This window comes from Saccharicrinis sp. 156, from assembly GCF_050589685.1.
Taxonomy (GTDB): Bacteria; Bacteroidota; Bacteroidia; order Bacteroidales; family Marinilabiliaceae; genus Saccharicrinis.
Genome location: NZ_JBNGOS010000056.1, coordinates 1 through 24,598 on the forward strand (window position 1 = coordinate 1; position 24,598 = coordinate 24,598).

19 protein-coding genes and 1 CRISPR repeat array are annotated in these 24,598 nt (G+C 37.0%); all 19 genes read right to left on the reverse strand.

Going from position 1 to position 24,598, the window contains the following annotated elements; all coding sequences use genetic code 11:
• Window positions 1-533: 533 nt before the first annotated feature.
• Window positions 534-3,114: a CRISPR direct-repeat array (repeat unit 30 nt; unit sequence ATTTCAATTCCAGTATGGTGCGATTAGTAG).
• 225 nt (window positions 3,115-3,339) lie between these two features.
• Entirely contained in the window at window positions 3,340-3,603 is a 264-nt protein-coding gene (cas2, locus tag ACRD64_RS23155) for a CRISPR-associated endonuclease Cas2 (RefSeq protein WP_430936605.1), read from the reverse strand.
• Window positions 3,603-4,607 carry a type I-B CRISPR-associated endonuclease Cas1b gene (cas1b, locus tag ACRD64_RS23160; RefSeq protein ID WP_430936607.1) on the reverse strand — a complete coding sequence of 335 codons (1,005 nt, stop codon included), beginning with the start codon at window positions 4,605-4,607 and terminating at the stop codon, window positions 3,603-3,605. Before cas1b ends, cas2 begins: the two co-directional genes overlap by 1 nt.
• Entirely contained in the window at window positions 4,604-5,113 is a 510-nt protein-coding gene (gene cas4, locus ACRD64_RS23165) for a CRISPR-associated protein Cas4 (protein ID WP_430936609.1), read from the reverse strand. The genes cas1b and cas4 overlap by 4 nt, the downstream gene beginning before the upstream one ends.
• Before the next feature lie 71 nt (window positions 5,114-5,184).
• On the reverse strand, window positions 5,185-6,099 hold the full coding sequence (locus tag ACRD64_RS23170) for a UPF0158 family protein (protein WP_430936611.1): 915 nt from the start codon (window positions 6,097-6,099) through the stop codon (window positions 5,185-5,187).
• A 12-nt stretch (window positions 6,100-6,111) separates the two neighbouring features.
• Window positions 6,112-6,627, reverse strand: coding sequence for a DUF6155 family protein (locus ACRD64_RS23175; RefSeq protein ID WP_430936613.1), 516 nt, complete (start codon window positions 6,625-6,627; stop codon window positions 6,112-6,114).
• Window positions 6,628-6,707: 80 nt separating this feature from the next.
• Complete coding sequence (cas3, locus tag ACRD64_RS23180) at window positions 6,708-9,164, reverse strand: CRISPR-associated helicase Cas3' (protein ID WP_430936615.1); 2,457 nt, start codon at window positions 9,162-9,164, stop codon at window positions 6,708-6,710.
• On the reverse strand, window positions 9,149-9,859 hold the full coding sequence (cas5, locus tag ACRD64_RS23185) for a CRISPR-associated protein Cas5 (RefSeq protein WP_430936617.1): 711 nt from the start codon (window positions 9,857-9,859) through the stop codon (window positions 9,149-9,151). The genes cas3 and cas5 overlap by 16 nt, the downstream gene beginning before the upstream one ends.
• Complete coding sequence (locus ACRD64_RS23190) at window positions 9,856-10,965, reverse strand: type I CRISPR-associated protein Cas7 (protein WP_430936619.1); 1,110 nt, start codon at window positions 10,963-10,965, stop codon at window positions 9,856-9,858. The genes cas5 and ACRD64_RS23190 overlap by 4 nt, the downstream gene beginning before the upstream one ends.
• Before the next feature lie 12 nt (window positions 10,966-10,977).
• Complete coding sequence (locus tag ACRD64_RS23195; protein ID WP_430936621.1) at window positions 10,978-13,218, reverse strand: hypothetical protein; 2,241 nt, start codon at window positions 13,216-13,218, stop codon at window positions 10,978-10,980.
• Window positions 13,215-13,340 carry a hypothetical protein gene (locus ACRD64_RS23200; protein ID WP_430936623.1) on the reverse strand — a complete coding sequence of 42 codons (126 nt, stop codon included), beginning with the start codon at window positions 13,338-13,340 and terminating at the stop codon, window positions 13,215-13,217. Before ACRD64_RS23200 ends, ACRD64_RS23195 begins: the two co-directional genes overlap by 4 nt.
• Before the next feature lie 203 nt (window positions 13,341-13,543).
• Window positions 13,544-14,182 carry a transposase gene (locus ACRD64_RS23205; protein WP_430936625.1) on the reverse strand — a complete coding sequence of 213 codons (639 nt, stop codon included), beginning with the start codon at window positions 14,180-14,182 and terminating at the stop codon, window positions 13,544-13,546.
• 57 nt (window positions 14,183-14,239) lie between these two features.
• Window positions 14,240-15,013 carry a CRISPR-associated endoribonuclease Cas6 gene (cas6, locus tag ACRD64_RS23210; protein ID WP_430936627.1) on the reverse strand — a complete coding sequence of 258 codons (774 nt, stop codon included), beginning with the start codon at window positions 15,011-15,013 and terminating at the stop codon, window positions 14,240-14,242.
• 58 nt (window positions 15,014-15,071) lie between these two features.
• The gene (locus ACRD64_RS23215; RefSeq protein WP_430936629.1) at window positions 15,072-15,989 is read right to left on the reverse strand and encodes a helix-turn-helix transcriptional regulator; all 918 of its coding nucleotides are present in this window, start codon (window positions 15,987-15,989) and stop codon (window positions 15,072-15,074) included.
• Window positions 15,990-16,326: 337 nt separating this feature from the next.
• Entirely contained in the window at window positions 16,327-16,578 is a 252-nt protein-coding gene (locus ACRD64_RS23220; protein WP_430936647.1) for a tyrosine-type recombinase/integrase, read from the reverse strand.
• Between the two features lie 459 nt (window positions 16,579-17,037).
• Window positions 17,038-19,302, reverse strand: a complete 2,265-nt coding sequence (gene bglX, locus ACRD64_RS23225) for a beta-glucosidase BglX (RefSeq protein ID WP_430936631.1) — start codon at window positions 19,300-19,302, stop codon at window positions 17,038-17,040.
• A gap of 297 nt (window positions 19,303-19,599) precedes the next feature.
• The gene (locus tag ACRD64_RS23230) at window positions 19,600-20,637 is read right to left on the reverse strand and encodes a glycoside hydrolase family 26 protein (protein ID WP_430936633.1); all 1,038 of its coding nucleotides are present in this window, start codon (window positions 20,635-20,637) and stop codon (window positions 19,600-19,602) included.
• A gap of 74 nt (window positions 20,638-20,711) precedes the next feature.
• The gene (locus ACRD64_RS23235; RefSeq protein ID WP_430936635.1) at window positions 20,712-21,512 is read right to left on the reverse strand and encodes a glycoside hydrolase family 16 protein; all 801 of its coding nucleotides are present in this window, start codon (window positions 21,510-21,512) and stop codon (window positions 20,712-20,714) included.
• A 70-nt stretch (window positions 21,513-21,582) separates the two neighbouring features.
• Window positions 21,583-23,058, reverse strand: a complete 1,476-nt coding sequence (locus ACRD64_RS23240) for a glycoside hydrolase family 30 protein (RefSeq protein WP_430936637.1) — start codon at window positions 23,056-23,058, stop codon at window positions 21,583-21,585.
• Between the two features lie 21 nt (window positions 23,059-23,079).
• Window positions 23,080-24,582 carry a family 16 glycosylhydrolase gene (locus tag ACRD64_RS23245; protein WP_430936639.1) on the reverse strand — a complete coding sequence of 501 codons (1,503 nt, stop codon included), beginning with the start codon at window positions 24,580-24,582 and terminating at the stop codon, window positions 23,080-23,082.
• Window positions 24,583-24,598: the final 16 nt, after the last annotated feature.

Here is a 24,598-nt window from a genome sequence, read left to right on the forward strand (position 1 = left end):
ATTGTTTTTATCTATCAATCTTGAAGATTACGCACATGCAATCCGTATTGAAAGGAAGATAAAATCGATGAAGAGTAGCGCATATATAAAGAACCTGAAAAAATACCAAGAAATGAGAAGTAACCTCATCCAACAAACAAGCACCTGACTCCCCCGATGGCTATCGGGGCAGGTGGTCCCGCCAAATAATCAGACGGTTACAACCGATTTAGTTGTAACCGTTTTTTGTTTCTATACGGGAACTATACAAAATTGGCTTATTTGTTATATACTTTCTGGATAGTTTTAAAATGCTCTGTTTTTTTTAAAGCCATTGTTACCCGGGGGGGGGGCAATATGCTCCGTTTTTTTCCGTTTCCTGAGCAAAATTTTACCTCGAAAAATATTTTAAGGGGTCAACCTCCGCCGGAATGTCATGCTAAAAACATGACTTCAACCAACGTTTGGTAAGGGGTCGGCTTGCTCTGGAATACCCACCAGCATGTTACGATTAGTAGCTTATCATTTCATCGTTATACTTCTCAAGTTTTTTGATTTCAATTCCAGTATGGTGCGATTAGTAGTACCTTATCAAGAGAGGAAGTAGATTTCATACTTATTTCAATTCCAGTATGGTGCGATTAGTAGATCGGTTTCGTCACGTGGAATGCGTTGTGATCCGGATTTCAATTCCAGTATGGTGCGATTAGTAGGGAAAAAACAGGTATGAGCAGCATTATTGTAGAACTGTATTTCAATTCCAGTATGGTGCGATTAGTAGCCAGGTAGCGGCGAACCTTACGCCCTCCAATAAACTATTTCAATTCCAGTATGGTGCGATTAGTAGCAACCGCCCCTGTTATTGACGCCACATACCCTCTATTTCAATTCCAGTATGGTGCGATTAGTAGTAAGCTTCGAGTGCGTTTGTAATACCTTGCTTGGCTATTTCAATTCCAGTATGGTGCGATTAGTAGTCGGCTTTAGGTATTGCAGCGTGAGCAGAAACCAATATTTCAATTCCAGTATGGTGCGATTAGTAGTGCGGACAAACAGGGTTTCAGCCTTGGAAAATCATATTTCAATTCCAGTATGGTGCGATTAGTAGACACTACGGTAAACGGAATCCTTCCTGGAACACTATTTCAATTCCAGTATGGTGCGATTAGTAGCATAACATCTGACTACCGTAACGGATCAAGCCGGCATTTCAATTCCAGTATGGTGCGATTAGTAGGTAGGCGGTGCTGTCAATTACGATAACGGAGGCCCATTTCAATTCCAGTATGGTGCGATTAGTAGCCCGAATCTAACACACGCTTTGCTGATACTATCCTATTTCAATTCCAGTATGGTGCGATTAGTAGTTTTTGTACCTTTTGATCATCCTGACACGTTCCTTGATTTCAATTCCAGTATGGTGCGATTAGTAGTTCTGTATCTGATTTTGCCAGGCTGTTGTTAGCAAATTTCAATTCCAGTATGGTGCGATTAGTAGTATACATAGGTAATTTGCCGTGCATGCTTGTTACGTATTTCAATTCCAGTATGGTGCGATTAGTAGAACAGCATCGGGCCTATTGTATAAGGTAGGTACATATTTCAATTCCAGTATGGTGCGATTAGTAGAAGAATTTCAGAACTGGAAACCGTTCGTTATTTGAATTTCAATTCCAGTATGGTGCGATTAGTAGCATTTACACTAAGGATTGCATAATTACGCCGTCTAAATTTCAATTCCAGTATGGTGCGATTAGTAGAACTGATTTTAAGGCATTGTCCTTTACTATTCTTAAATTTCAATTCCAGTATGGTGCGATTAGTAGATTGATGAATGAAAGTAAATTTTATACCTTTAGCTATTTCAATTCCAGTATGGTGCGATTAGTAGTGTTATTCCGTCACCGTGCAATTCTCCAATGGCAATATTTCAATTCCAGTATGGTGCGATTAGTAGCTTGGAAAGTAGTTATCTTCTGACCAATACTCTCATTTCAATTCCAGTATGGTGCGATTAGTAGCAAGACAAAAGAGGTCACACTGCCTAACCTGGTGAATTTCAATTCCAGTATGGTGCGATTAGTAGCCCCTACGCCCAGTAACACGTACCCCTCATACATATTTCAATTCCAGTATGGTGCGATTAGTAGGTTTGGGGATTTCGCACAGGCAGCGGCTGATTTCAAATTTCAATTCCAGTATGGTGCGATTAGTAGAACGTAACGCAAGGTCAGAACCCATTCCCAAATAAATTTCAATTCCAGTATGGTGCGATTAGTAGACATTCCATTATCGGCAGCGACAATCGGTTGTCGATATTTCAATTCCAGTATGGTGCGATTAGTAGCTTCCAACAATAAGCGCCTTATATGCTTTCTAACAATTTCAATTCCAGTATGGTGCGATTAGTAGTGAATATTTCATCCAGGTATTTCCTTTCTCTCCCCATTTCAATTCCAGTATGGTGCGATTAGTAGCGGCACAATATATTATCGTTCACAACCGTCATCGTAATTTCAATTCCAGTATGGTGCGATTAGTAGCGGGCGCTTAAGTTCGAGCTGCCTGGTTTGAATGATTTCAATTCCAGTATGGTGCGATTAGTAGCTTGTTTTTGGTCTGTATGAAAAATTCTTGCCCGAATTTCAATTCCAGTATGGTGCGATTAGTAGCATTCATTTACCTGAGCAATGTTCAATTAAACTGGTCTATTTCAATTCCAGTATGGTGCGATTAGTAGTATCAATTGCGCTCTCGTTGTCGATCACCGTTAATAATTTCAATTCCAGTATGGTGCGATTAGTAGGAAAAAAGGCTGGGCCACCGGCTGTACCTTCACCAGCATTTCAATTCCAGTATGGTGCGATTAGTAGGAAACCGACTCCGACCGTTGCGGGGCTACCCGATATAATTTCAATTCCAGTATGGTGCGATTAGTAGGCCTGATGCCTTCGCAGCGTGGCGACCGCTCTATTTTATTTCAATTCCAGTATGGTGCGATTAGTAGGCAATCATAGCCGTGTTAGCCACAGCCCTGACCTATTTCAATTCCAGTATGGTGCGATTAGTAGTTGGAGTTTAAAGGTTTTGTTGGACATATAACCTATTTCAATTCCAGTATGGTGCGATTAGTAGCCGTTCCACAACCTCAAAAAATATATTGGTCCTGAACGGTTTACGAAGATAGAAATTTTGATCTTGGCATACAATAGTTGTCGATGTGCAATGCCATAAAAATACCAGGGTATCGACAACGTTTGTTCTTGGTTGATATTCAGTATGTCAAAGAACGTTTTGGTTAAATTTGTTTTCTTTGTCAATAAATTTAACCGCGTAAATCAGAGAACGACAACTTAAAATTTAAAGAAAATTGCTCAGACTACTGCGTTCTTTTCCTATGATTTCTTTGTCGAGCCACTTCTCCTGGCGGGTTTTAAAAATAATAAAACTATCCTCGTCTTCGTTCATAATATTTTGAGCGGCTATTTTTAGTTCTTCTAAACGGGCTTCGGTTATTTCTCCTTCAAAAACCGAGTTTTGTATCCAGTTTAAATACCGGCGGCAGAGTTTCAACATTTTCCCTACCCGCTTTTGTCCGCAATCGTATACAGCAATTACATACATTACCAGTACATTTTAAAAGGTTTGTATTCTTCAATCCCTAAAATATGCTTTGCCAACTTGTAACATTCTAGTTTTATCAAGTGTTTGTAGCTAATGTTCCTGTTTAAGCTGCGGTGCTTTAGGGTTTCGGTGAGGCGCGTTTCCCATGCCTGCACAAACTTTTTCCGGCCTTGGGGTTTTAGCAAAACCGCGTTCAAATTGGGTTCAAAATCATTGGCTTGTATCTCGCGTTTGTTCATGACCTTGAATATGACACGGTCGACCAATATGGGTTTGAAAATTTCGGCGATATCCAGCGATAGCGAGAAACGGCGTTCGCCCGGTTGGTGCAGAAACGAAATAAGCGGGTTGAGTTGTGTTTGGTGAATCGCACGCAAACATTGACTGTAGCACATCATGTTCCCAAACGACATCAGCGCGTTGACTTCGTTCTGTGGAGGACGGTATGAGCGTCCGGCCATTTCAAAATTATTCAGGATAAGGTTAAAAGCTTCGTAATAGTTCTTGCGGATATTGCCTTCGATGCCCATCAGTTCGTCGATTTCTGTTGCTTGCGAAATATGATTGCTGTGCCCTTCGATTATTTCGATAATATCGGCAAGGTCTTTTCCTCGCTTGTCGTAATAACGCAGGTTTTTGACCATATTATAGCTGGCGCCTTCCAATATACGTTGGGCTATCAGCAAGCGTTTATTCTTGTTCTTGTGAAAATCGGTTTGTGCCAGCAATACCTTTCCCGATAGCAGCGCTTCCCTCGGCATAAACGAGCCGGTATAGTTTTCGTAATAATCGAAAAAATGAACGGGAATTTGCTGCTGCCCCAAAAAATTGTATAATGCCGAATTGGCATCAAGGTTCCCCAGACAATATAACTCATCCACATTCTCAACGGGCAGGTAACGCGGTTTTTGTTCATTGCCGTCTTCGTCGTAAGGTGTAAACTTTAAAGTATTGTCGCGCCGCTGCAAGCGACCGGGATTAAATAAGTAGTAAGTTTTTTTCATAGTTCCGTTTCGTTGGCATAGCAAAAATCAAAGTAAGAGCAGTTTTTGCATTTAGGTTTTGAAATACGACCGGGGCAGTTTTCTGCCTGAATAATGTTTTTAATCTCTTGTTCGGCTTCCTTAATATATTCGCGGTCGGGCTCAGTAAGTAACACCTCCTGTGTTTTTCTGAGTTTAGGGTACTCAAGCAGACCGGTGGCATTTATCCTATTTTGCTCAAGCACGTACAGATAATACTTTACTTGTAGAATGTGAGATTCTTCCTTTTTGTCCGATTTTTTAATTTCATGAACTACGTTGTTTTTCGAATCGAAGTAATCGATTTTTATGCCTTCAATGGCAATTTCTTTAAAACGTTCGCTACGTTGTTTGTAACTGTTTTCGTGGATGAGTTTGCCCTGGTAAACAGCATCGGAAGTATGCTCCATATTTATATCGTTGGCAAAAAGCCAGAGCTTGCGGTGGCAAATGAGGTAGTAGTTGAAGTGGGTGCCGGTTGTTTGCATTTTTAGATTGATTAACGATTAAATTAGATTATTGATATTAAAAATAGAAAGATCAATCTCCCCAATCTTTATTAAAATGGCAATTCGCAGTCATTATCCAGAGGTTTACTATTTTTTTGAAGTTCTTGATAAATATTTTGTCGAATGTGGTCTTTAAGGCGTTCTCTGTAATAGTCGCACCAAATTTTACACTGATTTGAAGTGTTGATTAAAGCATTAAAATTTGCAAACGGCTCCTTGCTTTCGAGGACACAAAGGAGTTCTTCCGAAAGGTTTTCATCTTCGTTGCTTTCCGAAAAACGGGTCATTATTTCCATTTGCTCATTGTTGTTGAAAGGTTCGAAAACATAGCATTCCTTCCAGTTTTTATGTTTCAAATCAGCCTGCTTTTGTTTTTTCGGAGATTTTAAAACCGATTCAATTTCCAGTGTTTCGGCATTTAAGTAGCAAACACAGTCTTTTTCAATTTCTTTTATAACTCGTTCTATCAGTTGCAAACCAAATTTTTCGGGTAGCTCGTATGCATCCCAGTCTTCGCCGCAATCGCAATATTCGCCATAAGGGCAGGTCATTGGGTCACCGGTGCAAAGTTCCAGATCCATGCCCGACGATGGTAAATACTGAACCGGGTGTTGCCAGTTGGTGGTTAGTACTTCGTAAAGCCATTCGGGAGGAATGTCATTGGGAGTGTCAACCAAATCAATTTTTAGCGCCTCGAAAACTCTAAATATGGCTGTATTTACCGCTTCCCATTGTCCGCCAACCAATTGTATTATTTCCGGAAAAGCTTCCTGCTTAATTCCGGTTAGTTCCTCAATAGTTCGGTATGGAACCAGAGCAACTTCGGCAATTTCAGGTTCTTCTTCTAAATGCGGAGGAGCCTCAATATATGCAGCATTAGGAGGGTTTTGGACTACCGCTTCCAAATCGGCCACTAATTGGTTGATGTAGTTTTGCATGAGTTGGTTACTTTTGTTGAATACCATTTTCTTGGGATATTAAATTTGGTAATACGCGTAATAAAAATCGCAAAGTGTTTCGTGAAATCCCCATCCTGTATCGCACGCATCTTCAGTAATTTTATAAGCCCTGTCCTGAAAATGCTCAAGTATTCCTTCTGTTTGCATCAGCCCCAACACTTTGCCAAACATGCTTGCCATACTGTTGTAAAACGGTTCATTTATGTCGCCGTAATCGTTGGTGAACTGTACCCCTGCTTCAACATAAAACAGCATTAAATCAGCCAACGATTCAGCCGGAATGCCAAGTTTCTTCACTTCGGAAACAGCTTTACGGGCTACCGACAAACGCATTTTAGGTTCGCCACGTGATGGATAAAACTCATTTTCTATTTGTTTTTTGTACTTCGCAACAACAGCTTCAACATCGTTGTTTAAATACAATAGATGATACTCCTGAACCGATGGGTATTTTTTGTCCAACTCTACAATGTGTTTTATTAGCTCCTCTTTTGTGCTGGTGCTAAGGTGTTTTTTTAGTCCTTTTGTTGGCATACTGTTTTGTTGTTTGTTGTTTGCGTTTTTGTTAACTTACCTCTGACAGAGTTTTGAACTCTGTCAGAGGTTGGTAATGATTAAATTAGAAATTCTTCTCCTTCCAGTTTTATTCCATAATTAAATGAATAACAGTTTAAATCTATTTTAGAAAGCGAATAGTAGTTTTTTTCGTTCCCTAACATAGGCTTTGTTTGCCCCGATTTTAATCTAACCTGAACAATCTGATTTGACATTGATTTCAAATGAGATCTAATTTTGTTCTTTTGAAGTCTTAGTAACGATTGATCTGCTTCAGATTTCAATAAATCAATTAATTCACTTTGTAACTCTAGTAAAATCTCAAACTTTTCATCGCTGTGCTTACGAGGGACATAAAATTGCATTTCTTCACCAAAAGCTTGTTTATCTATCAATCTAAATTTTCCAATTTTATCATATTGACACTCTTTGATATCTTTAATAAAATTTAGTTTTACCTGTGGGGATTTTTGTTCATGTTTGGCAAAGTTCAGTTCCGATTGAATTCGATAAAAAAAGTCTTGTTGAACTGAGATTAATTCTTTTTCCTGATATTGATTTTGTTGGAAAGATTGCTTCGTAAAAGAAAGTAACTCACTGTCTTTTCCCCTGTAAATCAATTCGGCTCTTAATTTTCCTTTATTCTTAAGTTTGAACAAGATAATCTTACCTAGTCCATCAAGCTTTCCATTTCTATTGCATCTTCCTGCAGACTGTACTATACTAGACACTGTTGTGAAATCTCTGTATACAATTGGAAAATCGATATCGACGCCTGCTTCAATTAATTGTGTTGAAATAACAATTAACTTTTTTTTCTGCTTTAGTCTTCTTTTCGCCAGATATATCTTCAAATTCCTGTGCTGAGGAGTAAAATGCGTATTAAGCAGTAATAATTCTTCACTTTCTAAATCCTCTTTGAGCAAACTGAATAAATCCTTGGTGTCATCAATAGTATTTAAGATTACCAGCACAGATTTATTTTCAGATAAAACCTGATCTTTCAATTCTTTTAGTTCAACTGGAGAATTATTGTAGTCGACAAAATAGCGATTAAACAAATCATGATTAAAATATGATAGTGGCAATAATGAATATGGGATCTTGTAATCGGGAAATAGCTCTAAAGCAGCATTATTATTCCTAGGTAATGAAAAATTGGGTTGTGTTGCTGTCGAAATAACAGCATAACTATCAAATTTGCTACAGAATTTATTCAGGTAAGCAACGAAAAATCCATACAACCTTGGGGGTAATGATTGAATCTCATCTAATAAAAAAATACAGTTTAAAAAGTTTGGCAACTTCAAAAGCTCCGCATTCTTATTACTCAATATCGTTTCGAAAAAACGCACAAATGTAGTTATCACAAAAGGATATGCGAAAGTATTCTGCTGAAATTCCAACACGTTGGCTTCTAAAATTTTCTCTTGTGTTGGATTTGAATCTAACTCTTTTTGAATAGATTCGAATCGGTCGTTTTCTGATTTTGAGTCAATACGTTGTACAAATTGTTCATTGCCTTTAAATATTTTTAAAACTTCTGATTCAACTTGCTCTGTTATTGAAAGAAAGGGAAGTCCATAAATAATTCTTTTGGCGCCTTTGTTTTGAATAATTTCTGACGCCAAAGAAAGCATCATTAATGTTTTGCCTGAACCTGTAGGTGCTGTCAATTCGAAAATACGATTGCCTTTCCGTATACCATTCCGCATATTCTCAATAGCATGTTCACGAATGGATGTTCGTAGTTTATTTAAATCAGAATCTTGTTTCAGCGCCATTAAATATGAATTGAGCTGATTAGGGAAAATTTTAGAGAAAATCTCAATATCCTTCTTCTGCTCATCTATAAAATTATCAAACTTGGCAGCATCTGCTTTATCGGCATGGATCAGACACGCAAAGGCATGTTGATTCTTCAAGAAAAAATCTAACGGCTTAACATTTTGGTCGGATTTAAAATAAAGCGAATTTAATAACGCATCCTTTTTTGACTTATCTATAATGAAACTTGTGAAATCTTCCAAATTATAAAATTGACTTACAAACTGATGAAACGGAATCGATTCATTTGTTTCCAAGAAATCAAAAACTTGCCCCAGTTCTGTTTTAGATAAAATACTTGCTCCCGTATTGCCATAATCAGAAGGTGATAAATCCGGGAGATTACCATGATGCTTTGCAAGTAAAACTAAAATGGCAATTATATCATTTTGCTTTGGCATATCTCTGAGCAAATTGTTTAATAACTCAAAATTCTTTCTGGTACTACAAAATGCAAAATAAAAGACAATTGCCGACAAATATGAATGATGGGAATAACCTTGATTATTTAATTCAGGACGTAATTTAGCCTGAAAATTAGGATTCATTTTACCTAAATCATGCAAAATAGCAACCAACTCAGCAAGTTGTGAGTTGGTAAGCTTTTTTACATTTGCTAAGACCCCCTGTACGTGCTTTATTAAAGGCTTCTGAGGATGAGAATAGTATATGTTTAAATGAGACACCATCTTTCTGACGAGTTTGAAGTATTAAATTCAAAATATTCCCCTTCAACTGATAGTTGTTGGCTAGCATCAGGATAAACTATCTCTACATATTTATCAGGATGATTCCACATATCATTATCTTGAAAAGTAGGAACTCGATCGAATCCGATCCTAAATTCGCCAGATATATCATGTAATTCATACCCCTTGCTACACACAAACCCTTTCGTTTTAAATTTCCCATTTCTTACAACCAAGAAATTACTTTCCGAAATAAATTCCAATTCGGCGGGACAGTTATGCCAGCCTAAGATTGGTGTGTAAACTGCTTTTTCTTCCTTCACATATGATGAGAATTTATCAAAGATATCTAAAGACCTATCGGAGCGAATTGCAAGTGTTACAATAAAACTAGGAGACTTGAGAAATTCAAAATACTTAGGCGATCCTGATGAAACAGGTTCATAAGCTGATTTACTCGTAAATCCCCAAGAGACTTTTTTAGGATTTTTTTCCAATTGGACGCCATAAAGAAGATCCTCTGATAATTGAGGGAACAGTTCTTTCATGTCATCTCGTTCAATGCCAATAACAGCTCCGATCATTCCAATCAGAGCTGTTTTGGTAATAATATCGTGAGACAATGGATTGTTATTGGTTTCTGGTTTTTTGAAATGCGCCCAGTTACCTTTTATTCTTAACTGAATCCCTTTCATTTCTTCTCATTTTCTTTTGTATTGTTTGATTTAAAGCTCATTATTTTGAATTTCTTTCTCCACTTTTCGTGTTGTTCCTTTATTTCTGTTTGAGCCTTATTATTTTGTTCATCACCAGAAGAGCTGTCTTCATCGTTTTTTTCAGGTTTAACCTTTTTACCAGTCAATGCTTCTTTAATACAATCTAATTCTGTGTAGTAGTTAACACACTCAACTTTATCTTTTTTTACTTCCTCAAATAATTTAGAAAAATCGAAATCAAAATCATCCATACTACGAAGTTGTTCTCCTTTTTTTCCGTCTTTCTTTTTTATTTTTACAAGACGATCAACCCCATAGATTTTTTGATTACTCTCCTTATAAACTATTTCTAATAGCAAGAGTGAATCTTGACCAACTTTTGTACGCGAATGAGAAGTACCCTCTCCTGATGTTCCGTACCATAAACCTTCGTACATTAATATTAAATCCGGCTCAGACATACCCGTTTTTTCTGCTACTTTGGGATTAATCCAACCATGAATCTGCATCAAAGAATAGGGTACAACGCTTGTAGTACCAATAGAGCCCTGTGTCTTGTCTTCTTTAGAAGTAAAGTGTGTTGTGTTTTGGTGCATTCGTAAATTCACCTCATTCAATGATGGATTTAAGAGAGCAAACTGAACTGGTCCAGTAAATTGCACATGACCGTTTGTACATGCAATTTCTTTACCTTCTGTATTTTTAATTTTAATGTCTTTTGCTTTATCTGCTAAAGTCGAGATTCCACCAAATAGTCGAACATCGATTTGTGTTTTCAAAATTTCTCCAATATCAGTCAATCTATCGGGATTTCTATTTTCGCCTTTAGCAATTGCTGTTAAAACACCTTTAGAGTCAGTTTTACCTGCACTGGATTTATCAGTAACATAAATAGATAATCCTTTAGTTTCCTCTAAGTATGTTCTTATAAATCGTTTAATACGCACATCACTTACAAGTATCTTCCTTGTTTCTTCATCAATACGCTGTTCTCCTGTAAAAGGATCTCCGTTAGGAGTGTTATAAGTTGTTTCGTAGAAAAATAGAATCTCTGATTTTTTTGTAATTGTTTTTGTTTCACTCATTTTACTAATTTTTTATTGTTTATTTTCTTGGATTGTTTCTAGTATTTCCGTTAGCTTTTGTGTTTCACTAGCTAACATTTCACTGTCTTTAATTGCGGCTATCAATTTTTCGATTGTTTTTACAAAGCTGGCTACTTCATCTCTAGCCTCGTATTTATAGTATCCTTCAAAAAAACCAAATGCAAGTGCATTTTCATCGTAATCATTAGGCACCATATCAGCAAGATCTCCTCTAATAGATGCAGAAACCTGTCTGGTGAAATTTTTATCGTGCAGCACAAGCTTTTCGTCAATTTCATTTAAGAATTTTCGGCACATTTCTAATGTTTTAACTCTTCGAGACAATAAACCTACGTAGCTCTTTTCAAACGAACCAATAGCATTTTTTAATGGCTTAGCCATTTTGCCCATTTCTACGCCAATTTTATAACTGGCAGATCCTGTTAATTTCATATATCTATCGTTTTTAGAATTTTGTATTTTGTATAAAAATTGGAGTGCATATCTTAACCGTGTAAAACACCCCGTTTTATCATCTGATCTTGCTGCCAATTCGACCTTTCTAATTACATTGGGTAACAACATTTCATCACTATAGTAATTTTCAGAATAAATCAGAGGAAGAGTTTTTATCAGATGACCTTTGTAGCCATTATTTGATTTTATTATTGCAGTTCCTTTTTTATCATCATAGAAGTAGGAACCCATAATATCTAAAAGACTATTTTCTATTTTAAAATAAAATTCTTTTTCGCTATTTGTTTCCTTTTTCCAATTTTTAGAAAGTTCTATTGAAATATTTTCAATTCTAGTACCAATACGATATAATGTGCTTTTATCTAACCCTGAAATTTCTATCATATCATTAACAGTATTTCCACTAGTGTCGGCGAAAACAAAATCAAATCGAGTAAATTTTATTGTCTTATTATCAAAGAAAGGAATCAAGGGCTCAGCTGTCAGTCTTCTTTCATCTTTCTTTTCAAAGAAGAACTCATCGAATTCTTTAACAGAAAACTGCTCTCCTTTTGTAACAACAGGATAAACAAACAATGCGATGTCTGTATTTTTTAATGTTCTAAACCTTTTATTAAGTATAGCTTCAGTGTAAAGAAAATCTTCAAATTGATCTTTTGATTCAAAATAAAATGATTTTTTGCGAGCAGATAAAGTGAATTTCGGAGTCTGGACATCATTATTCGTATTTCCTGAACACAATGTCCGATAAATACTTTTATGCGGTACGACATAAGATTTACCATTATCATCATTTATAGTTTCAATCAATTCTGCGTTAAGCTTATTTGTAATAAATTGAAATGGTTCTTTGAAATGATACCAATGCTTACCACCTTCAAATTCAAAATGAAGAAATACCTTATGATTTGCGTATTTTAAAAGCTTGTTTTTCGATGCTTCTGATAAATCCTCAAAAGTGTTATCTTTTTTTACTATTTTTTTTAATGACTTTTCATTTGTTCGAATTAGCCAACCTAAATATTCTTCCTTTACTCGAGTTTCATCCTGAAAAAGCTCTTCGATTACCTCTGTTTTATTATTCTCAATATAATCTTTAACCAAAGGGGCATATCGTAATATCAATTCAAACTCATTGAGACTTTCTCCATAAGAATTATTAAACTTTGAAAGTTTAAATTCCTCCCATTGCTCTTTTAATTTACTAATGATCTTTTCGAAATACTGTTGCTTATTCAAGAACTTTTTAGGAATTTTTACTTTATTCTCTTTATCGTGATAAAGCTTTGCAATTAGCTTTGAAATGGTTTCGTAATCTTTGCTCTCAATATCAGGTATCCCTTTCATCATTTCTATTGATGTATTTAATAAGAATTCATCCCTAATACTGTTTAACACTTTTCGTCCGTTTTTATAAGCACTCTTTTCTCCTTTTTCTAAAGTATAATTTCCAAAATCATCAACTTTCTTAAAATTGCCAGACTTATCGAAAGAGCTTTTTCGAGAATAAAATATATCTCCAAAAATGTATTTTAGCGGACTACTATCGCTTGATGTTTTATATAGCAGATAGTATAGTTTATCCCTTTTGTTTTCTGGAGTAATTCGCATTTTGTTCCAGTCAAAAATAAAATTGCCAGAAACAGGAATAGTTATAAAAATTAGTGGATCATCCTCTTTGTCCACTGGTGAAGGTTTTACATACTTGTAATATTTCAGAGAGTTTTCTGAATTACGAAGAACATGACCTATTTGTAATATTGTTTGTAAACTCATTCATTAATATTTTTAATTTTTCTATTCACCATCGACAGCGGTGCCAACGGTTCTATTTCCAAAATCACCTTTTCAGTTAATTGGGGCGGTGCTTTTAACAGTGAAATATTTATTTTATCCATAACTACTTATTTTAATCTGACCTTTCAGGCCGCATTTGCTTGTTTGTTATTCTTTGCCCAAGGCCTTGCCATTGGTTTGAAATCATTATGCCTTTCAGGCAATTTATTGGCGTTGTTAATCTTCATTATTTTTTGTCATCAATTGCTTTCCTTAATTTAACCTCTGACAGAGTTTCAAACTCTGTCAGAGCTGTAAATTCTTATTAAAATTCCAACCAATTTTCTAGGTCTCTAAAATCCATTTTTTCGCCATGAGCGGTATTAAAATTCGCTTCAGTATCGAACCAGCCAATAGTTTCATCGCGTTTGAGTTTTGTTGGTTTTACAGAAATACAACTTAAATACGACGACCAAGGATATTCCAAAGGGTGTTCACAAAAGCCATGACGAACTGGATTATTGTGGATGTACAACACCAGTTTTTTTAAATAATGAATATTGTCAACCTGCTTCCGTTTAAATGGTCGTTCAAATAAAGGGCCGCGGGCTTTAATCCATTTGTTAAACGATTGGGCATAGGCATTAAAAAGTTTTGCGAATTGTTGAGAGGGTGTCCCAATTTTTATTGGTTTGTCGTTTTTACCTCTGTCAGAGTTCCGAACTCTGTCAGAGGTATCGGAGATAAATGCAACAATCTCATCTTCCGACTTAATCCTTACCACAAAATGTACATGGTTAGGCATTAGCACCCACGCATAAGTATCGGCAACCGGAAAAATATGCTTGTCATATAAATGCAGGAAAAACGCATAATTCTCTGCTTCCTTAAACATATTTCGGTTACCCACTCCGTGCGAATAGATATGGTAAAATTTGCCGTATTGTAATTTTTCGGGATTCATGTTATTTTTTGTTATCCTTAATTCTGACAGAGTTCAAAACCCTGTCAGAACTGAATTTTATTTCATCTCTATCCACCCAAATCCAGCACTACTCTTTTCGCTCACCCCCGCACCCCAAACCATCTGCTGCACCTCAACCGGCGCTGTTAGTTCAAATTCAAATAGGTTACCAACAATGCGGGATTGCTGAGCTGTACCTGGTTTCATCACAAAGCCGGACCGTTTAAAATCGCTTGTCAGCTTAAGTTTTATTTGTTCAGTAGAAACGGAACCCTGATTTCTGGTGTTATTGTATTTTTCAACAAGGTGTTTTATGGCAAGTGGTCGAAATTTCTCATCGTTGGGCTCAAGGTATTGCGGGTGTTTATCGTTTTCGGATTTGTAACTCACTACCCAAGGCGTTTGTACACGGTAGTGCATAGTTTCTGTAAATTCAGGCTCAGCCAGAGCAGTTACATTGGCAACTTTAAAATCGATGCCATTAAATTTATCGCCCAAATAGAATTCCTGCGCCATAAACAAGCCTTTTATAAAGTTACCGGCCGCTTCGTCTGTATCGAACGAAATCTGCAATTTTATTTCGTGCGTTGATATTTCAAATAATTTTTTCTCTTTCCAAAGTTTGGGTTTCCCAAAATTCAGGCGCGAGAAACAAAAGAGCTTGTACAATTTGGTTTCGCTTTGCCCATATCCTTTTTCGTGCAGGAAGCCGGCAAAGTCGGCATCGGCTTGTTTTAGCACCTTATAAATCCAGGCACTAATGTAATACTGGTAATCCATGGGCAACATTCGCTGCTTTGTGGTGCGGTTAAGGCTTAATTCAAATCTCATTTAATAGTTTCTTATAATTAAATCCAACTCAATAAATTATATGCGAATAAAAAAGACGTTACTGCCAACTACTGTCAGTCAGAATATTTTTTACTTTAGTTTTTATAAAATCCTTCAATTCTCTGGGATAGACTACTTCTACATCGTTACATAAACCTATTACAAAACGCCCAACACCTTCAAAACCGCAAACAGGAGCAGTAAAAACACAATCATCATGTGGATCTACGGTAATAAATTGTTCTGCCAATGGATACTCTTCTTTTAGCAGTTCGCTAGCTCTAACCGATAATTTAAGTTTCACCTCAGTTTGCTCTTTTGAACTAATCCGGAAAACATCCATAGGTAAAGCCACATGAAATGGCTCATGATTCCAGTTCTCTTTCAAAATTTTTACGGATGCACTACGCGTATTTTTAAAAATCTTACAGCAATTGCTTTCTACATCGTAAGCCCATGTAGCAATAAAATTGGAGGTAAATTTAAACGGTTCCACCACCCTATCTTTTTTCGCATTGCTATTGGCAGACTGATAGCCAATCAGTAATACTCTTTTCTTTTGTTTTATTGCTTTAGTTATCTCATGAATATTTTTGGAGTGCTCCATCTTGGTTATAGTATCTGCCACTCTCTCAGAATTATACAGAGCGTATAATTTTTCAATAAGATTTTGCTTTAACAGATTTACGTTGCTTATACTATGGATTGCTTGTTGAAGGATATAAGCTTCTTCTTTTGAAAAATGCAGTAATTCGTCTATCTCTTTAAAATATGGACTTTTTTTATCGATAAAGTACCTGCCTTCTTTTGGCACTAATATTATAAATCCTGCATTTCTAAATGTTCTTATGTATCTGTAAAAACTTCTCTCGCTTAAGTTAAACCTTTGTATTATTTCATCTTTTGTATAGCGTAATCCAGAGGAAAGAAAAATTAACATTTCTAATAAACGTCGGAGTTTCTCATGTTCGTTCATAGGTTGGTGTAGAATTTAAATCCAGAAATAAATATACATAATATATAATTTACATCAATGCATTTTTCTGATTAAAATTTACTTTATCCCCTATAACTTGAAGAAAACTAAGTGAATGAAATACTGCTGTCTTGTATAACTAGCGTTTTGGCAATACAAATTGACCTTTTGCATCCAACGTTATTCCTATCAGTCTCATAAATTAGTTTTACTGTTATACGTTAAAAGAGACAATTATGAAGATTGGTAGTGTAAAATCCAAACCCGGCCATAAAGGCATCTACGTTTGCAAAAGACAGGCCCTACGGGTTTTCAAAAGCTTCCGGCATAAAGCCACTCACTCCAAAATGGGATAAGTTGATATTTCCAGGCGCACAAGCGCATTAATAGACTTAATCTTCGTAATACCGTCTATAATATCTTTTTGTAGAGTGGTAAGATAAATGTGCGTTGTAGATAAACTTTGATGACCTAACATTTCACTTATTGGGGTAACAGGAACTGCTTTGTTAATGGTAATTGAAGCAAATGAATGGCGAGAAACATAAGAGGTCTGTTTTACATCAATTCCAGCATCCTTAGCAATTATTTTAACCTTTCATTATAATCATTTCGTGACCACATTAAGTCTTTATATTGGTCAGTTAATCTCTTTTAACCTAGATTATATGAGACTCTAATTGTAAGTAGTACTGTTTAACCCGGATTATGTATTGGAGGTTCGTCATGAGCATTGCAAGTACAATAAAACAAGGCATTACTGAAACGAGGCATAACATCGTTCTGGTGAGCTGAGGTGGTGCAACGAAGTGTCTTGTTTTAAAGGAATTTCAATGTGTAATAGAATTTCTAGGGCATATTGCAGGTTAATTGAGGGAATGTCAAATTTAGTTCCGTAAGACCAATAATTTGAATAAACTGACAAATCATGTTGGTCAAAATAATCACAGTCGTAAGGAATGACTAACAAATGTTTTGTAGACATAAAAACAATGGACGAGCCTATCAAACTAAACTCGTCCATTTGTGGTAGTGTATTTTATTGGTTTTAATTCAGTATAAATGATTCATGTAATCCTTCGGCCGAACTAGGTCCAACCCAAACATCGAAAACGCCGGGCTCTACCAAGAATTCGCCTTTCTCATTATAAAATCCAAGTTCTTTTGCTGTCAATTTAAATTCTAGGATGGACTGATCACCAGCTTTAATTAGAATTTTTTCAAATCCTTTCAACTCTTTAACTGGACGAACAGTGCTAGCCACCCGATCTCTGATATACAGTTGTACAACTTCTTCACCATCCAACTGTGATATGTTACTGACCTTAATGCTTACTTTAACTTCTTCAGAGCTTAAAACCTGAACCTCTAAATCAGCGTACTCAAATTTTGAATAACTTAAACCAAAACCAAAAGGAAATAATGGCGCATTTGATTCATCAATATAATGAGACCAAAAAACATCGCCTACACTCTCAGGTCTACCGGTTTTAAAGTGATTATAATAAATGGGACATTGACCTACACTTCTGGGGAAAGTCATCGGAAGTTTACCGGAAGGATTGTATGCGCCAAACAGCACATCGGCGATCGCATTCCCCGATTGTGTTCCTAATTGCCAGGCCTCAACAATAGTTGGTATATGTTCAACAGCCCAGGGCAGCGCTAAAGGACGCCCGTTCATCAGTACCAGAATAATATTTTTATTCACCGCATAAACAGCTTCAAGCATTTCTTGCTGCAAACCCGGCAAGTCAAGTTTGGTACGTGCTCTCGCTTCGCCTGATTGAAAACCATGCTCGCCCAACACCATAATAACAAGTTCAGATGACCTGGCCAGTTGTACAGCTTCCTCAATACCCGACCTGTCGCTATTATTAATTTTAACTTCCTGGTAAAAAGACACCGGCCCATCCACTAAATTAACACCTCGTGCATATTTAAAATGATCGGTATACTTACCCAAACCTTCGATTACTGAAATAGCTGTATTATCATCAGAAGCCACTCTCCATGTTCCTAAAGGACTTGTTTTATCATCAGCCAAAGCACCAATAACTGCGATTTTGTTTTGTTGTTGTTTTAAAGGGAGCAGTTCTCCTTCATTTTTTAATAAAACAATCGATTTTCGTGCCATATCCAAAGCTACTTCCTGATGATCTTTGTGATAAAGCAAATCTTTTTCTCTTTCCAGATCGCAATATTTATAGGGGTCATCAAATAAACCTAGTTCATACTTTAAGCGAAGAATCCTGCCTGCAGCCTCATCTACAACAGATTCTTTTACCTTACCTGAATTCACCAGTTTAACCAAGTGCTTTACATAAGCATACGATTCCATGTCCATATCAGAACCTGCATTGACAGCCAACTCTGCTGCGTGTTCCAGGTCGCGGGCATAGCCATGCGAAACCATTTCGGCTCCACTGGCCCAGTCTGATACAATAAAACCTTTAAATCCCCATTTGCCTTTTAAAATATCGCGTTGTAAAAATGCATTTCCTGTAGTTGGAACCCTATTTAAGATGTTAAATGAATTCATTACCGTTTTTACTCCTGCATCAACGGCCGCTTTAAAAGGAGGCAATACCTCATTGTAAAGTGTTGCAGTCCCTATATCAACGGTGTTGTATTCCCTTCCGGCCTCGGCAAAGCCATAAGCCACAAAATGTTTAGCACAAGCCGCAACCGTATTGATGGCTGACAGATCTTCACCCTGAAAACCTTTTACCCTGGCAACTCCAATTTTACTTCCCAGATAGGTATCCTCGCCTCCTCCTTCAGCTACACGACCCCATCGTGCATCACGCGAAATATCTACCATAGGTGCAAAAGTCCAGTTTACCCCACTGGCTGCTGCTTCGGTGGCAGCTATTCTTGCAGACTTTTCAATCGTTTCTAAATCCCAACTGGCAGCTTCGGCTAAAGGGATTGGAGATAATGTTTTTTGACCATGAATTACATCCAGACCAAAAATCAACGGTATGCCCAGACGCGACTCCTCAACTGCCAGTTTCTGAAGTTCAGTTATTTGACTAACCGTTTTAACATTCAAAAACGAACCGACCATTCCTTGCTTGACGTGTTCATATTTCAATTTTTCGGCACCTTCTTCAGGTGCAGGTCCGGTGGCATCCCAAAATCCACTATACTGAACCATTTGACCCACTTTTTCTTCCAGCGTCATTTTTGATAATAACTCTTCCACCTTTTTATCGACACTATCTCCAGAAGATTTAGACGGTGCAGTGTTGCCTGCATTAAAAATAAAAACTGTTGCAACAGCAATGAGTAATATGCTTAATCTCTTCATATCCCGTTATTTTATTTATTATTTGATTCTTTTAAACCCACCTTATGCATTAAAAAATCCCTGTCTGAAGACAGGCAGGGATTACGTATTTAAATTCTTTTCCCGGATATTGCAATGTCCCCTCCTTATCGGTTACATATAACCAAACTACTTCTTTTTCTATCAAAGCAAGTAGTTGGCAATGGGTTACCACACCCTACTTTTTGCTGAATTATATTCTCCTGAGCTTTCATCATGAAGCTGCTTATAATTAACAGTTACAGTAATAAAACGCTTATCCCCTAGAATCTTATAATATTAAAACGGACTGGCTATATAATAAGGATCTTTCATAGCTTGTTTAAACGCGCTTAATGCTTCATCACTTGAATTTACCCGCCAATCACACTCTTTATTAATGTGAAACCAGGTAAAGATTTTAATCCGCGGATAGTCATTCTTTATCTTGTTAAAAGCATCTTTGATCCAGTCGGCTTTTGTAAGGTTATTGTATACAAATTCACCTGTCCCGAATTCTGCGATCATCATGGGTTGCTCACCTAACTTTGCACAAGCCTCATAAAGTTCTTTAAAATTATTATCAAAATCGCGATAAGGCCTTTCTCCTCCCCATGGGTCTTTGGGATAAAAATTATATCCATCCAACCCAATCCAATCCACATACTCACTACCCGGCCAATAATTTTCTATATCATTCCATGCCTCACATGAAAGATCGGCAGAAGGACCATGCGGAGTCCATAACCACTTCACATTATATGCTCCATTTTCCCTAAATCTATCCACAACATATTTCCATACCTTAATTACTTTCTCTGGCCCACCATCTTCGCGTCCGTTTTTATTCCCGCTCCATACATACCAATTCCCATTAAACTCATGTAAAAAACGATTGAGTACAACTCCACCATATTCTTTGGCGGCCAATGCAAAACGATCGATATACGCATCGTGTTTACCTGCCAGCACTTCATCCATTGCTTCATACTGATCAATATTTCTGGTATGATTAGGATTTTTTGATGGCCAGAACAGTTCCCAGGTTATATGTGGTATAATGCCTTTTTTTCTTGCTTCTTCGCAGGCTTCAACAGGAAAAGGATCATCCCATGTTGGAAACCAAACTACAGAACCCACTTCATGTTCAATAAGTTCTTCAAACCCTGTGATGGCTTTAATTCCGTCACCTGGGAAATAACCATTTTCGGCTGCTGTAAACATACCTACAACACAGCCATCCCAGTCTCCCTCTAATCTGCTGGATGGTTTTTTATTTTGATTACAAGAGGCCAAAATAAGCATTCCCAAAATGGGTATTAATATTGTTTTTTTCATCCGTTCTTAAAAAATAAAATCGATAAACAGTATGCCCTAAAACGTTGTACTTTCTTCTATATACTATAACAGTTTTATTTCTGATAGATCCTAACATAATCCACTTCCATGGTTTGCGGGAAAGCCCTTGAATCGATTCCTTCTACACTTCCCCATGCTCCCCCAACGGCTATATTCAAAATCAAATAAAATGGTTTGTTATAAGGCCATTTATCCACACCCAATCCTTCATTACGATAGGTAAAATAAAGCTTATCATCAACGTAGGCCTTCATTAAGTCAGGCGTCCATTCCAGGATATAAGAATGAAATTGTGTATTTACATTACCGACGTTAATTGTATCCGTTTTTTGTGTCCCTTTTTGCCATTGATAATCTTTTGAATGTGCCGAAGCATGAATCACACCTAAATCGTGCCCCACATGTTCCATAATATCTATCTCTCCGATATCTGGCCAGTTACCATCATCGAACGACCACCCACCTGGCATCATCCATATAGCTGACCATGTTCCCCTTGCATCAGGTAACTTGGCACGTACTTCAACTTTTCCATATTGCCAATCGGCTTTTGAGATTAATCGGGCAGAGGAGAAGTTCTTATCTTCATATTGTTCTTGAATGGCCGTTATTTTTAAAATACCATTCTCCACCCAGGCATTTTCTTTTCGCGCTTTGGTATAGAACTGTTCTTCTTTGTTACCCCACCCAGATTGATTTCCTTCCTGGTCGTAATCCCATTTGGCAGAATCGGGCAAACCGGTATATTCAAACTCATCTTCCCAAACGAGCTTGTATTTGTTAGGTGATGAGCAAGCAGAAAATATAAATCCGATGAGTGCAAAATGAATTACAATATTTTTTAGTGATTTCATGGGTTATTACGTAATTAAATTAGTAACAAATAATTTTATTAAGATGCTTATATACCTGCCAGGGATTCTATTAATATATTAAAGTCTGTATCGAACGTGCAGGCATTTCAACAACAGCCATATAACCATCTATATATAAGGTGTATTTAACCGCTTCATCAGACTTATTCATTACCACAGTTGTAATTTTACCATCTGGTTTCATAAAAGAAGTGCTCAGCAATCTTGAAAAGCTGGTAGCCGTACTAATTCGTTTATCGCCCGGGTGAACAAATTTTGAAAAATGCCCAATAAAATAATAGGAAGGGGTGAAGATAAGTTCGTCGGTTCGCGTATCGGCATGTATCGGGGCAAAGCATAAATTACCAACATGGTTTGGTCCCCCATTTTCATCCAGTAGGATATTCCAGTCGGTCCAACCTACGGTACCGTTGTTGAAATCATTTATCATCGATTCTCCATACCGCTCTCCGTTCGACCATCGCTGGTATCCATCCTGGGTAAAACCTTCGTTACACCCTTCGGTAAACATGAGCTTTTTATCCGGAAATTCCTCTTGTATGGTTGCCAGGTTTCGCCACATAGCTTCTCCTCCTCTCCATGTTTCATACCAATGAAAACCAGTACCCCACACATACTTTGCAGCTTCCGGATCATTCAGAATGGTATTGGCTCTATCAACAATCAAATCACGGTTGTGATCCCAAACGATAATTTTTTTATCGCCCAAACCGGCTTGCGCCATGGTTGGTCCAAGATAATTTTTTAAGAAATCACGCTCTTCTGCCGCTGTATATATACATGATTCCCAGGTTTGAACAGCCATTGGTTCGTTCTGGATGGTTAACCCCCATATTGGCAGTCCTTCTTTTTCGTATTCCTGAATAAATTTAACGTAATAGTTAGCCCAGGATTGATAATATTCAGGAAGTAATTTACCGCCCCGTAACATATTGTTGTTATCCTTCATAAAAGCAGGAGGACTCCATGGACTAACATACATGGTCATTTCTCCTCCTGCTTCAGCAATTGCTCTTTTTATAAAGGGAATTCGGAATGCATGATCGTGTTCGATAGAAAAAGATTCTAAATCTTTATCGCCTTCCTCAACATAGGTATAACTTTTACTGCTAAAATCGCAACTGTGGATATGTGTGCGCAACAGGGAATAAGTAATACCGTTTTTGCCGTAATAAGCGTCCAATACTTTCTGTTGTTTTTCGGCCGACAGTTTGGCGAAAACTTCAGATGAAGCATCAGTAATTGCACCTCCAATACCTAAAACAGATTGAAAAGTTTTAGTTGGGTTAACAAATACAGAATTGCCAGTTTCTAATGGTTGTTCTGCTTTAGCAAAAGAGATATTGGCTGTTCGAGTGAGCTTTAAATTTGAATCCTTTGAACTTGTGAATACTTCAATTTTTCGAGCATTCCCATCAAATGTCTTCATGTGCGCTAAGTCTTCAGTCTGCGTATTTTTGAGCGATGGACTTGTACAGCTATATAGTAGCATAGCTGCTATTCCTATAAGATGATTTATTTTCATATATGCTGAATCTATTTTTAATTAGTTTTTCTGGAAAACACGTACATAATCAATCTCGTACGTTGTGGGTAAGGCCGATTCGTCAACACCCAGGTATCCTCCCCAATCTCCTCCCCAGGCAAGATTTAGCTTTAAGTAAAATGGTTCATTAAAAGGCCATGTGTCTTTATTATTCGTATGGTCGTTATTAAACGTGAAATAAACTTCACCATCAATAAGACCTTTAATATAGTCTTCGGTCCATTCTACTGCATAAACATGAAATTCAGACTCTGCGGTTGGAATATATTTTTCGGCAGTTTTTTGAGTACCTAAAGAGTGGTTGTAAGCGGTACAGTGAATAGATGAAGATACATGATTTGGATTTGCACCAACTTCTTCCATAATATCTATTTCACCATCACCAGGCCATGAAGTAAAGTTCTTAGGCATCATCCAAAATGCCGGCCATGTACCTTTTCCTACAGGAAGCTTCAAACGTGCTTCAAAGTATCCATAAGTCCAACTCTCAATGGTGTTCATTCGAATGGACAGTACTTCACTCCCTGATTTTTTAGCAATAATTTTTAACGAGCCGTCATAAATTGTAGCACATGTGTCTGCTCCTTTTACGGCAGCAATATAGTTTTGAATTTCATTGTTACCCCAACCATTGTCACCCGTCTCGTACCACCACATATCGGTATTAGGTATAGCGGCACGACCATCCTGTGTTAAAGCATCGTTAAACTCTTCCTGCCATACAAGTGAATATCCTAATGGCGTTGATATTACAGGTTGTACATAAACTGCGCTCTCAGGCTTTAAAAAATTAGCACCGGGAGAAAACCCTGTCCAAACATAGATAGACGATAATGTTTGATTATCGGTACAATCTAAATTTAACAGGTTGATGTTTTGTCTGATGTTTATTTCAGAAAGTTGATTAGATGAGCAATTCAGACTGGTCAATGCGCCTAATTCTGATAAATCCATCTCGTCTATTTGGTTGTTACTACAATCCAATGTTTCAAGTGTAGAAAAGCTTTCTATACCAGTTAAGTTTTTAATGTTCAAGCCGCTTATATCCAATGTTTTAATTTTAGCTGCTTCGTCTAAGCTAAAGATATCATCTTCATTGGTGTCCAAATGTTCAAGGGTGTATGTCTTAAATGCTTCATCTGTAATATTTACTTCCTGGATTAAAAAAGATTGAACAAGCGAAATTTCTTTAATATAGGTAACGGAACTAAATTTAATCGTTGCAGAACGATCTTCCAATCCTTCATTTGCTGTTGTTGTAACCGTAACGTTTGTTTTTCCAGAATATCCCTCAGTTGGAGAAACTGTACACCAATCGGCAGAGGATGAAACAGCCCAACTGGCACTTGAAGTTACCGTAATTGTTTGGGAAGAAGATTCAGACGACAAAGTTAACTCATCAGGTGATATATCAATAACGATCTCTTGATCTACAGCAGAATCTTCATCACTACACCCAAGTAATAGAAAAAGAATAGAAAATATTGTTAAAATTTTATACATAATTGATTTGAATTAT